The organism is Mesorhizobium sp. 2RAF45 (assembly GCF_052115225.1).
GTDB classification, from domain to species: Bacteria; Pseudomonadota; Alphaproteobacteria; order Rhizobiales; family Rhizobiaceae; genus Mesorhizobium; species Mesorhizobium jarvisii.
This window is the reverse complement of sequence record NZ_JBFRGG010000004.1, coordinates 413,050-424,794: the sequence shown is the minus strand read 5'-3', so window position 1 is coordinate 424,794 and position 11,745 is coordinate 413,050. Positions and strand designations below refer to the sequence as shown.

General features: G+C 61.7%; 14 protein-coding genes. 7 read left to right on the top strand and 7 right to left on the bottom strand.

Annotated features, from left to right (window positions below; translation table 11 throughout):
* Positions 1-134: 134 nt before the first annotated feature.
* Together AB4Z43_RS15100 and AB4Z43_RS15095 are read left to right on the top strand one after the other, a co-directional pair.
* Positions 135-545, top strand: a complete 411-nt coding sequence (locus AB4Z43_RS15100) for a hypothetical protein (RefSeq protein ID WP_210184881.1) — start codon at positions 135-137, stop codon at positions 543-545.
* Positions 491-1,597 carry an acyltransferase family protein gene (locus AB4Z43_RS15095; protein ID WP_441938138.1) on the top strand — a complete coding sequence of 369 codons (1,107 nt, stop codon included), beginning with the start codon at positions 491-493 and terminating at the stop codon, positions 1,595-1,597. The genes AB4Z43_RS15100 and AB4Z43_RS15095 overlap by 55 nt, the downstream gene beginning before the upstream one ends.
* Positions 1,598-1,687: 90 nt before the next feature.
* Here AB4Z43_RS15095 and AB4Z43_RS15090 read toward each other — a convergent pair whose 3' ends face one another.
* From AB4Z43_RS15090 to AB4Z43_RS15080, 3 genes are all read right to left on the bottom strand, one after another.
* Complete coding sequence (locus tag AB4Z43_RS15090) at positions 1,688-2,209, bottom strand: hypothetical protein (RefSeq protein ID WP_441938136.1); 522 nt, start codon at positions 2,207-2,209, stop codon at positions 1,688-1,690.
* Positions 2,210-2,252: 43 nt separating this feature from the next.
* A complete protein-coding gene (locus tag AB4Z43_RS15085) occupies positions 2,253-3,224 on the bottom strand; it encodes a DUF3592 domain-containing protein (protein WP_441938134.1) in 972 nt (323 codons plus the stop codon).
* A 119-nt stretch (positions 3,225-3,343) separates the two neighbouring features.
* The gene (locus AB4Z43_RS15080) at positions 3,344-3,952 is read right to left on the bottom strand and encodes a class I SAM-dependent DNA methyltransferase (protein ID WP_441938132.1); all 609 of its coding nucleotides are present in this window, start codon (positions 3,950-3,952) and stop codon (positions 3,344-3,346) included.
* Positions 3,953-4,265: 313 nt separating this feature from the next.
* Here AB4Z43_RS15080 and AB4Z43_RS15075 point away from each other — a divergent pair, with 313 nt between their 5' ends.
* The 3 genes from AB4Z43_RS15075 to AB4Z43_RS15065 all read left to right on the top strand — a co-directional run bounded on the left by AB4Z43_RS15075 (position 4,266) and on the right by AB4Z43_RS15065 (position 6,215).
* The gene (locus tag AB4Z43_RS15075) at positions 4,266-5,177 is read left to right on the top strand and encodes a LysR family transcriptional regulator (RefSeq protein ID WP_019857834.1); all 912 of its coding nucleotides are present in this window, start codon (positions 4,266-4,268) and stop codon (positions 5,175-5,177) included.
* 33 nt (positions 5,178-5,210) lie between these two features.
* Entirely contained in the window at positions 5,211-5,594 is a 384-nt protein-coding gene (locus AB4Z43_RS15070; RefSeq protein WP_038646498.1) for a VOC family protein, read from the top strand.
* Positions 5,595-6,026: 432 nt separating this feature from the next.
* Entirely contained in the window at positions 6,027-6,215 is a 189-nt protein-coding gene (locus AB4Z43_RS15065; RefSeq protein WP_019857832.1) for a hypothetical protein, read from the top strand.
* Between the two features lie 33 nt (positions 6,216-6,248).
* Here the strand turns inward: AB4Z43_RS15065 and AB4Z43_RS15060 are convergent, their stop codons facing one another.
* Positions 6,249-7,322, bottom strand: coding sequence for a glycoside hydrolase family 25 protein (locus AB4Z43_RS15060; protein ID WP_038646495.1), 1,074 nt, complete (start codon positions 7,320-7,322; stop codon positions 6,249-6,251).
* Positions 7,323-7,563: 241 nt separating this feature from the next.
* Between AB4Z43_RS15060 and AB4Z43_RS15055 the strand changes: the two genes are divergently transcribed.
* A complete protein-coding gene (locus AB4Z43_RS15055; protein WP_441938129.1) occupies positions 7,564-8,547 on the top strand; it encodes a DUF1402 family protein in 984 nt (327 codons plus the stop codon).
* A 25-nt stretch (positions 8,548-8,572) separates the two neighbouring features.
* On the top strand, positions 8,573-9,202 hold the full coding sequence (locus AB4Z43_RS15050; protein ID WP_441938127.1) for a DedA family protein: 630 nt from the start codon (positions 8,573-8,575) through the stop codon (positions 9,200-9,202).
* On the opposite strand, the gene AB4Z43_RS15045 is transcribed toward AB4Z43_RS15050, so the two are convergent.
* The 3 genes from AB4Z43_RS15045 to AB4Z43_RS15035 form a co-directional block, all read right to left on the bottom strand.
* Positions 9,199-9,990, bottom strand: coding sequence for a phosphodiester glycosidase family protein (locus AB4Z43_RS15045; RefSeq protein ID WP_441938125.1), 792 nt, complete (start codon positions 9,988-9,990; stop codon positions 9,199-9,201). The two genes, AB4Z43_RS15050 and AB4Z43_RS15045, sit on opposite strands and share 4 nt — an antisense overlap.
* 121 nt (positions 9,991-10,111) lie before the next feature.
* Positions 10,112-10,732: a transglutaminase-like cysteine peptidase gene (locus tag AB4Z43_RS15040; protein WP_038646490.1), complete on the bottom strand. Its 621-nt coding sequence runs from the start codon at positions 10,730-10,732 to the stop codon at positions 10,112-10,114.
* A gap of 135 nt (positions 10,733-10,867) precedes the next feature.
* A complete protein-coding gene (locus tag AB4Z43_RS15035) occupies positions 10,868-11,740 on the bottom strand; it encodes an undecaprenyl-diphosphate phosphatase (RefSeq protein WP_019857825.1) in 873 nt (290 codons plus the stop codon).
* Between the last annotated feature and the right edge of the window lie 5 nt (positions 11,741-11,745).

The following is an 11,745-nucleotide window of genomic DNA, read 5'->3' as shown; positions in this document are numbered from 1 at the left end:
AGAGGGCGGCCGCTGGGACGATGATGGTGGGCGCGGCTATTGCGTCATCGGCTGCGTTATCGGGATACAGATCTACGGCCCATTGGGTGCCGCGATAGGGCTCGCGCTTTGCTCCGGTTGTATGGAACGTTGCAATGGCGGTCTACATCCGAAAGCGGCTGAAGACCTTGCCTGGGCTGGTCTATGCGTTGTTGACATTGTTGAACATGCGCGCGGTCAAGAGCCGGCACGGTATTGGTTCTTACCCTGCCCCTGATCGGCTTCAAGTGGTCACGGTGATATCGTCACGCGCATTTTATTCTGAGAGCGTTGTGAACCTTCAGTCCCGTTCTGGCGGGGCCGAACTCATGCAAACGCACGATGATTTAGCCCGAAGCGACAAGCACTATCGATACGCGCTCGATAGACCTCTCTCTGTGACGCTGAAGCCTTGGGACCAGGCTTTTGGTCAGGGTCAAAGGGTCCTGTATGGCGAAGAGGGGCAATGGAAATGGTTGGCAACACCAACTCATCGCGCCTGGCATCACTCGACCTTCTGCGATTGATCGCAGCCTTGGCGGTTGTGTGCTTTCACTACCTTTATCGGGGGCCGATTACCGGAGATATCGACGCTGGATATCCTGCGGCTGCCCCGTTTGCTATCTATGGCTATCTCGGTGTCAGCCTGTTTTTCCTGATCAGCGGTTTTGTCATCACGTGGTCGGCTGAGGGGCGAAAGTGGCAGGATTTCGCCGTCGCGCGCTTCGTGCGGCTCTATCCTGGATTTCTGCTCTGCATGACATTGACGTTTGTCGCTCTCTCAATCGCCAACAACCCTAGATTTCCGACGAGTTTTTCGACCTATGTCGCCAATCTTTCCATGTTCGCCCGCGCATTCGGCAGGCCGTCCATGGATGGTGTCTACTGGTCGATCATGCTCGAGATCGTATTCTATGGCTGGGTTGCGGCGCTTATTTTTGCGGGTGCCTTCCAGCGTTGGAAGTTACCGATCGTTGCCATCTGGCTCGTGATTTCGGCAGGAAATGAGTTCTTCTTCGGGAACACGGCGATACGAATTTTGCTTATCACAAGCTACGCGCCTTTTTTTGCCGTCGGTATTTTGGCTCAACAGGTCGTCGCAAAAGGTCGTTCGCCGGCGGCGCTCATCCTTCTTGTCGCAGCCTTCCTGTTGTCGTGCCAGACGATCACATTCAATCAGGGCTGGATGCAGGAGCATTACGGAATGGCCATTCCCTATCCCGCTCTCTTGGTCGCCAATGGATTTGTCTTTGGGATTTTCGCAGGCGCACTCCTGATCCGCTCCCTTGTGGCCCCTTCGAAAACCGTTCTGATGCTCGGCGGATTGACTTACCCGCTGTATCTTCTGCACCAGTACATAGGTTATCTCTCTCTCAACGCACTGGCCCCATTAATCGGCAAGAACGCTGCGTTCTTTGTCGTTTTGCTCGCGGTGCTCCTTGCTTCCTTCTTGATCTGGCGTTTTGTCGAAACGCCGCTACGCAAGCCGCTTATCCGCGGTTTGACGTCTGCCATCGATCACATCGCATCAGCTGGATCGGCGTACGCCAGAAGGAACCGCCCAGTGGCGCGGACCTAGCGTGACCTCCGGGGGCGGGCCAGGAGGTGGGTCGGCAGCGGCACTGGTCTAGGCGCCTGCACGCAACGCGACCTGATCGATCTCACGGCGCTAGCCATCGCCGCATCCTGTCAGAGTGAAGGCATCCCAGGCCGAGCCGTCCGGATTGGCGTTGGCGAAATCGGCCCATTCGGTGAAAGCCACACCAAAATCGGGCAACAGCAGCCCTTTCGGCGCCGGTGTCGCTTCGCGCGAGTTCAACTGTTCGGCCCCGCCGCCGGTCAAGGCATAGACCTGACCGTCCCATATCCTGCACAGTCCGCTGCCATCCTGCAGGCCCGCTTCGCGATCGTCGTCGGTGCAGGCATGGCGGATGGTGCCGAGCGGAAAGGAATTCTTGCCGTTGGTCCAGGTGATGTCGGCCGGCAGGTTTTTGTCGGTGTTGGGTACGCTCAGCGAGAACACCTGCGCCGTCAGCGCCGCCGGCTCATTGGCCAGTGGCCGGAATTGCAGGACAGCGCCCGAGCGCGGCTCGAGGTAGGTGGCGTGGCTCAGCAGGCATTCCTTGGCATTCGCCATCTGGATCGGGCCGAGCAGGCCCAGGAAAACGAAAGCCAGTTTGCGAAGGATCACAGGATATCTCCGGGAAAGCGTTGTGGAAGCCAAAAGCCTGTCCTCACACCAGCCCGACCAGAAAGGCAGCGCCGCCGAGAAATCCTGCCGCACAGACCCACAGCAGCCAGAGCCCGCGCACCCGGCATTCGAGCACCGCCGAGCCAGGATTGGCGGGGTCATAATGCACGTCGACCTTGCTGCCCTCGACATACTTTCGCGCCTGACCGCCGACGAGGCCGGGCAGCGAAGCCGTGACCGTGGCGCCGAAGGTGACGCGGTCGGCGCTGTAGCGCTGGCCGGCGACGCCATAGCTGTAGACGATGCGGGATTTGAAGACGGTGCGCCAGCGTCGATAGCTGCTATAGTTTCGCAGCGCCTGCAGACCTGAGGACTCAATGCGGCCGGGGGCGACCGGCCATTTTGCCGCCTGCTCGGCAAGCGATTTCTGGGCAAAGCCCATGCGTAGCGCGAACAGGCCCATGAACAGCAACAATGCCGCGGCACCGAGATTCTGCGGCTTGGCTAGATGTGGCCGGATCGCCTCGAGCACGCCGCCGATGGAAAACACCAGAACCGCCGTGCCGATCACCAACCCGGCCGAAAGCTGGAACATGAACTTGAAGGCGCCGTCCGGCATGGTGCGCTCGATCACGGCCTTGCTCGGATCGGCCGGATTGTAAAAGACGGTCACCTCCGCGCCGCGGGGAAACTGCGCAAGGGTTTCGCGGACCTCGAAGTTCCCCAAATTCTCCTTCACGCTGTAGCGCGAGCTTTGAAATTTCTTGCCGCCGACCTTGTATTCGAAGGTGATGGCCGGAAAATTCCGCATCTCCGTGGTATCGGTGCTGTCCGAACCAGAGCCCGAGCTTCTGACCTCACGCGCCTCGACGCGCGACGAGATGATCTTTCCCGGCGTCGGCAACCAGCGGCTGAGCGCCTGCACCTCTCGCCATTTCACGAAGGTGATGAGCGACAGCATGCCGGAGACCGCGCAGGCAAATCCGACAAGCAGAAATTTGAGTTCCAGCTCCACCCTGATCCCCCCGGAGTGCAGGAACAGGCACTAGACAGCACGTTGGCGACAATGTCTCGTTTATTCGCAAAGTCGAGATGAGCGGTCGGGCGTAACGCGCGCCTTCCTTCTCCCAAGCGTCATGCCGGCTTCACAGCCAGGAAGGTGTTCCATTCCTCGCTGTTGCGGCCCACGTTGAAATCGTCCCTGAGAAGCACCAGCCCGGCGGCTTCGAGACGGGCCGCGAAGTCGTCCCTGCGCCACAAGACCGTATGATAGTTGCCTGATGTCTCGCCATCGCCATTGCGCATCGATACGAGCAAGGCGCCGCCTGGCCGCAGCGACCGGGCTATCTTGGCAAGCACCTGGTCGGTCTGATCGCGCGGCACATGGATCAGGACGGCGAGCGCCAGGACGGCGTCATAGGGGCCGCCGAGATCGTCGGTGAGGAGATCGAGAAGCTCACCATGCTTGCCACGCGCGGCCTGCAGCTCGAGAAACCGTTTTGTCGCGTCGGTGCGCCGAACCTTGACGCCCAGGCCCTCCAGAAAGTCCGCATCGTAGCCCGCTCCGGACCCGACTTCCAGAATCTGGCCGGCAGTGCCTGCAATCGCCACAAGGCGCTTCAGCGATGCCTGCTCTCTCTCGTTGGGAACATGCCGCACGATGGCATCGTAGCGATCCGCATAATCCTCATAGGCGCTGATCGTTTGACGGCTCTTCGCCAGAGCCTGCGACAACACATCCATCTTGCCCTCCCTTGCATCCATGTGAGTCAAAAAAGCTTCTTCAGCGAAGGGTGCCGGGAGGCACGTGTCCGTCGAGGACGCCGATGTCGCGCAGGAAATGATCCGACAGCGAACGCTGGTCAAGCAGGCCGCGCCTGCGGGACCTGAACGGCACGGTGAAGAGCTCAAGCATCGGACGACGAAGCGTGCTGTAGAGGGTGGTGGTCGTTGCCGTGGTCCTTTCGGGTTCGGGTTGATGACCAGATCATGCCTGGTCGCGGCCTTGGATTCCAATCGAACGTCGCGTACCATGCATCAGGAGGATTGATGCATCATGAGTTGGGAGCTACCACCACTAGGGGCTATCAGGGTGTTTGAAGCCGCCGCGCGACTGGGCAGCTTCACCAAGGCGGCCGAAGAACTCGGCATGACCCAGTCGGCGGCCAGCTATCAGATCAAGGTGTTGGAAGAACGCGCCGGAACGCCGCTTTTCATAAGAAAAACAAGGCAGATTGCCTTGACCGAGGCCGGACAGCAGCTGGCGCCGCATGCATCCGGCGCGTTCTCGGTCCTGGCGGATGCCTGGGTCGCCACCAAGGGCGGAGCGACCGGCGTGCTGTCGGTGACGACCATGGGGACATTTGCATCGAACTGGCTGGCCGTCTGGCTGGGAACATTCCAACTGATGCATCCAGACCTCGCCGTGAAGGTTGATACATCGTCCCGGCTGGTCGATTTCGGGCGCGAGGCCATGGATATCGGGATCCGGACGGGCACCGGCAAATGGCCCGGCCTGACCGCCCACTATCTGTTCAAGGCGGACTACACGCCCATGCTCAGTCCAAAACTGGCCGAGAGCGTCGGCGGCATCCGCCACCCCGAGGATCTCTACAAGGTGGCGCTGTGCGGCCCCAACGATCCCTGGTGGAAAATCTGGTTCGAAGCAGCCGGCGTGCCCTTCGATCCTGCTCGGGTCATCCCCGGTCCGGCGCTTGGCGGGCAGGCCTATGACGCCATGGCGGCACTGACCGATAAGGGCGCTGCAATCCTCACGCAAAACCTCTACAGCGCGCTGTTGGCCAAGGGGCAGTTGATGAAGCCTTTTGACATCGTCGGGTCCGACGGCGACGGCTATTGGCTGGTGCACCTGGAAAGTCGCCGCAACGTCCCGAAGATCAAGGTGTTTAGGGATTGGGTGCTGGCCCAGACCGCGGACATTCGAGAACAGGAAGCGCGCCAGACATAGGCCTACGGGGGTTCACTCGCAACAGAGGACCAGATGATCGATCACATAACCATCGAAGTGGCTGACCTGGAGAAGAGCAAGCTCTTCTACGAACGCGCTTTCGTGCCCCTGGGCTATCGCCTGTCCTTCGGCAAGGAGGGCGTGTTCTGGGCCTTCGATGTTGGCAATGGCTGCCTGTTCGAGATCCAGCGAACCGGCGAGGCGCCGCCGCTCACCCATCTGCATGTTGCCTTCCGCGTCGGCAGCAAGGCAGAAGTCGATGCGTTCCACCAGTCGGCGCTGGCAGCCGGCGCCCAAGACAATGGCGCGCCCGGCCCGCGTCCCGATTATGCGGAGAATTACTACGCCTGCTTCGTGCTCGACCCCGATGGCTACAACATCGAGGCAATGATCAACGAGCCCGCGGCTTCCTCCTAGGGCGCGGCAGCCCCGATAGAGCCGAGAATGACGAAGGGACGACATACATCTCGCCCCGCCAGCCGCCGCCTCGGCCACAGTCACCCCCTGTTGCGCACGGCGCCGGCATCGGCCGATCGGTTGATCCAGATCAACGCGGACGCATCGCCCGTGCTGTCTCCTTGCTCCTTGGCTATCATCCCAGGGAGAACGAACGTGTCGACTTACGACCTCATGGTTATCGCCGCAGTCCTGTTCAGCTTCGCATCATTTTCCGCGGTTCTGGCTTTTGCCACCTTCGACGAATCGCGTCGCCGTCGTCCAAAATAAGGCAGTCGGACCGGTTGGATGGGCGGTCGGGCGACCATTCACACGACGAAGTGATATCGGTGCAATTTGACGGCGGATCGGATCGAATGAGAACGTCTGGAAGATAACAACCGGAAAGCGGTCATGAGCGACGAAAACGAGGACGACACCGACATCGTCAACCAGCTCGCCTACGTCAGAGCCGATCCCACCCAGCACGATACGATTACGCTTCTCACCATGATCGATGCTGCGATTGCCGAGATCATGGCGCTGCGGAGAAAGCTGCGGCTGAGCGAGGAAAGGAATGACGGGAGCAATCAGCTCCAATAGACGGCAGGACCGGAACGAATGGCGACGCGAACCCTAGTCCGCGTCGGCCATCATCTGACGGCCGCCGCCGCCGGCCCAGGCGCGCCATTGCCGCTCGTCGCCATGGAAGACGTTGAGGTCGATGCGGCCGGTCACACCGTGCGACAGGCCGGATCCGGAATACTGCCAGAAGAGCCATTTGCGGCCGGGATAGACCTTTGACGGGTGCCGCGCCACCGCGCGCAGCCAGAACGGGTAGTCGAGGAAAGCGCCCTGGAGGTTGTCGCGATAGAAATCGGGGGAGGTATAGATGATCGGGCGCTGACCGTAGTGGCGTTCAAGCTTGTCCATGAACACCTGCATCTTCTCCAGCACCTTTTCCCGTGATGGGCGCCGCTTGCAGCTGGAATCGCCATTCCATTCGACGTCGATCACCGGCGGGAGCGCGCCATCGACCTTCGGCACGTTGCGGATGAACCAGTCGGCCTGCTCGCCGGCGGTGCGGCACCAGTAGAAGAAATGATAGGCGCCGCGCTTCAGCCCGGCGGCATCGGCATTGCGCCAGTTCCTCATGAACATCGGATCGAGATGGTCGCCGCCGTCGGTCGCCTTGATGTAGGCGAAGTTGGCGCCCTGGGTGCGCAGCTTCTCCCAGTTCACGTCGCCTTGCCAGCGCGACACGTCGACCCCGTGCACGGCAAGGTGCCGGGGCGAGGCCCGGCCGAAATTGATCGGCTTGGCATCGCGAAAACCGTAGCGCGTGACCGGCCCGGCAAGCATCGCCGGTGCAGCGCGCGACAAGAGTTTCGGCGGCGACACCAAGGCCGCGGGTTCAATGGGCGGATCGACATTGTCCGGCAGTTCGGGCGCCGAAAGCGCCACGGTTTCTTCCTCCGCCAGTCCAAAGGGCCGATCAGGACCGTCCTCGGGCGCGGTCTCGGCCAGCTTGCGCGCATTGCCGGCTTTACTCACCGGAACGGATCCGATCGGTGCGCTTGGCCGCACCACCGAACTGGTGGTCTCATTCGAGGGCTTCTGCACGTCGAGCGCGTCCATGCCCGATGTCGAAGAGCAGCCGGCGAGGCACAGCGATGCGATCACGAAACTGATGGCGCCTGATAACCGCATCTGGACCTGTACTCAAAACACAACAGACCGAAGGCAACGGCCGACGGACAACCGGGCCAGTTATGAACGAGAAATTACCAATAAAGTTTGAATCAAGTTTTTTACCATGACTGTGACCCGTTTCAGACATTCGCCGTCGACGCCGCCGGCCCAGCCTTGACAGTGCCATGATGTGGCTGTTGAGACGGAAGGCGGTGTTTGCCGCAGGCATTTTCCACACGATTTTTACAAAAGGCGCCCAATGATTGCGTTGCAGCGGCTTCTCCTGGTCCCCCTGCTCGCGGCCCTCTCCTGCGGCGGCGCCCTGCTGGCCGAGGCTGCGCATGCCAGCCCGCTGATCGTCGTTCCCCCTGGCAATCGCTCCGAGACGCAGCCGCCGATCCCGGATGCATCGGCGACGCGAACCCGCGCCTTCAAGACCACCTATGCGGAAAAATACGAGAAGATCGTCGCGCTGCTGAAGCGCGAGAAGAAGCTGGTGGCGCATATCAAGCAGGTCGCGGCGGGCTACGATATCGACCCTATCCATATCGTCGGCGCGCTGGTCGGCGAACACACCTACAATGTGACGGCCGTCGGCTCGGTCCAGACCTACTATGTGAAGGCGCTGTCCTATTCCGGCCTCGACTTTGCGTTCCGCTACAAGGGCGTGCCGGTGCAGACCTTTGTCCAGCGGCCGGAATTCGCGGCCTGCGCCGAGGCGAAAGACAGTGCCTCCCTGTGGAGCTGCCGCGACAAAGTGTGGGTCGACCATTTCCGCGGCAAGACGGTCGACGGCGTCAATTATGACGCGATGACCTTCCAGCAGGCCTTCTTCCAGCCCTTCTTCGCCGGCCAGACATTCGGCCTCGGCCAGATCAGCTCGCTGACCGCGCTCGAGGTGACCGATCTGGTCAACAAGGTGAGCGGCTATGACAGGCTGACTCCGGATCATCCGCAGGCGATCTATCGCGATGTCATGGATCCCGATCGCAGCATCGTCTACATCGCCGCGATCGTGCGCGACGCCATCGACGCCTACAAGGAACAGGGCTTCGACATCTCGGGCAATCCAGGCATCACCGCCACGCTCTACAATGTCGGCCAGCCCCGGCAGCGGGCGGCCGACCTGCACGCGGCGCTTGCCGGCGGCAAGGGCCGCAAATTGCCGGTCGAGAACTATTACGGCTGGCTCGTCAATGACAAGCTCGACGAACTCAGAAGCCTGCTCGACAGTGGCAGCTGAGAAACGCTTTTAAACAGGAGCTTGCGTGCAGGCGTTCATCGACCAGAGCGTTTGTTTCATCGAGAACCATCAGGCATGGGCCGGCCTCGTGGTCGGGCTGCTGGCCTTCGGCGAGGCGCTCGTGCTGGTCGGCATCCTCCTGCCCGGCACTACGGTGCTCATCATCGTCGGCGGCCTGGTCGGGGCCGGCATCGTCCAGCCTTTGCCGGTCCTTCTTGCCGCGATGATCGGGGCGGCGCTGGGCGATACCATTTCCTACTTTCTCGGCAGATGGCTGGGGCGCGGCGTCGTCCACAAATGGCCGCTCAACCGTTACCGCCGCGAGGTCGCCAGGGCGCGGCTGTTCTTCCATCGTTATGGCTTTGCAGCGGTTTTCGTCGGCCGTTTCTTCGGCCCGGTCCGCGCCACCGTACCGCTGGTCGCCGGCATGATGGGCATGCACCGGCGTCGCTTCCAGATCGCCAACATCCTGTCGGCGATCATCTGGGCGCCGATCGTGCTGTCGCCGGGTTGGCTCGTTGCCAAGGGCGCCGGCAGCATCCCCGAACTCGACGTGACGAGCCTGTTCGGGCTGGCGGCGATCGGCGTGGTCGCCCTGATCATCATAGCAGTGATCGCGCTCAAGCTCCGGAGCAGACGAACCGCCCGCGCCTAGCCGCGCTTCCTGAACACACCAATCATCGGCCCCAGATTCCAGTAGTCGTCGTTGCGGCCGAAGGCAGGCGCGAACAGGCTCGATATCGTGCCGTCGAGAAACAGCGCATTGTCGCAGTCGAGCGCATCGCGGAACAGCCGGGCGAATGCATGGAAATTCACACTGCCGTTCGAAATTGCAAAGACCGCGACGCCGTCCTTGCGCACCCCGACGCCGTCGCGGGTCTTGCGCGAGGTGCCGTCGGACCGGAATTTCGGATGGAGTTGGCCGTCGACCACCAGCATCGGTCCCGATTGCGTGGCATAGTCGGTGGACGGCCGGTTCCTGACGAAGTCCCTGGTCGCCCGGACCGCTGCCTTGCCGCCGCTGACGTAGAAGATGCCATTCGGCTGCAGCGAAAAATTGCCGCTTCCCGATCCCGTCTTCACGCCGGCCATTTCCTGGCCACGCTCGACATAGAGGCCAACCGGCCTGAGGTCCGGATGATACATGCCGGCGTTGACGGCGAAAAGCATGATGCGGCCGGCCGCGCGCTGGGCAGCGTCGAGATTGTGCAGCGACTGAAATGGCTTGCCGGCCGGATCCTTCCAGAACAGCTCGATCGAATACAGCTTCGGATCGACCTCGCAGACGAGATAGCTGGTCGCCTCGAAGGCGAAGTCGCGGCACGGCGGCAGCGACACGAACCATTGGCTGAATGCCATCGTGCCGGCGACGGCCTGCGGCAGCGCGGCTTTGACCAGGCCCGCAAGCAGGGGCGCCGAGTTCAGAAGTGTCAGAAAATCCATGCGCCCGCGGATGCCAGCCTCAATCAGCTGTCGTGGTTATCACCACTTGCCGGCACGATGGAAGACCGGCACCAAAGGATCGGATCGAGGTTCAAGCTCGGACGCGGCGGAGCCGGCCAGACTATTTGACGGCGCTGACCAGTTGTTCGTCGCCACCCAGAATGGAGACCCAGTGCCCGGTGTTGTCGCTCGCCTGACGCTTCAGGTAGCGATAGCTCGTCTGGTTCCAAAGGCGGACCTTGTCGGTCAGATTGTCGAGGATGAAGTCGCCCTTGTCGGTACGCACCGTCAGCACGGCGTGACCCTCGCCATCAGGCTTGCGAACCACCGTCATCAAAAGATTGGCTATGGCAATGCCCAGGCTGTTGAGCTCACGCCGCTTTTCTAGCGCGTAATCCTCGCAGTCGCCAAAACCGTTGTCCGGATAGGCCCACCACTCGTCCTTGCCGTAATTGTCCATGTCGCTCATCGGCTTGACGCGCGTGTTGACCGAGAGGTTCACCGCCGAGATATCGTGCAGCAGCTTGCTGGTCAGGCGTTCCGGCACGCTGTCTGGCGAGCGGATCGAGCATTCGGTGACATGGATCTTGCAAAAATCATAGTGGCCGATCGGCTGGGAGGTCGAGCCGCCGACAACCATGGAGGCAGGCGCGGCATAGGCCGAACCCGCCACCGAACAAAAGACGGCCGCGGCAACCGCCAGCCCCTTCGCCTTGCGGCGCCAACCCATCGAGGATGCCATCCGGCCCCACCCATCTGTTTTGTTAACAGAATGTTAAGGGCGGTTACATTCCGAAGTCAATCAACCCTAGCGATCACATCTGCGAGGGATCGACTCATGCGCTAAAGTGGTTGCCGGCGCGCAACACTAGGCCCGCTAAGCCAGCCATCCCATCGCAAGGCCGAGCAACAGGACGACGCCGAGCAGGCCGCGATAGATGACGAAAGGCCAGGCGGAGAAGCGTTCCAGCACCCGCATCAGGCCCCAGATGGCAAAGAAGGCGGAGATCGAGGCGACGACCAACCCGGTGGCAAGAACCGACCAGCCATGGGCGTCGAGATGAACCTTGTGCAGCTCCCACAGTTCCTTGAGACCGGCAAGCGCGATCGCCGGCAGCCCGAGCAGGAACGAGAAGCGCGCCGCCTCGGCCCGCTTGAAGCCGAGCCCCAGCGCCGCCGTCAGGGTCGAGCCCGAGCGCGAGACGCCGGGGATCAGCGCGCCGATCTGGGCGACGCCGACAAGCAGCGCATCGGCGAGCGACGCTTCTGCGATAGTGCGCTTGTGGCGGGCGAAAATCTCGGCCAGAGCCAGCAGGATCGCCATGGCGATGCACGACCAGCCGATCACGCCCAGGCTGCGCAGCGGCGAATTGCAAGCATTGAGAACACCCGATAGCGCGACGCCGGCAATGACGATCGGGATCGTCGCCAGCACAATCCAGGACGCCAGCCGGAAATGCCGGTCGGAAAAATCGCGCCGCGTGAGCGCGTCGAGCGAGCCGAACAGGAGATCCCTGACATCGCCCCAGAAATAACTGATCACGGCGGCAAGGGCGGCAAGCTGCATGGCGGCGGAGAAGGCGGAGCCCGGGTCCTGCCAGCCAAGTACCGCCGGGACTATGCGCATATGGGCGGTCGAGGAAATCGGCAGCAATTCGGTGATGCCTTGCACCAGGCCGAGAAAGGCGACCTTGGCATATCCCAGGCCGACAAAGCCCGTATCCAGGCCCTGGGTGCAGATGTCAGCCATGTCGA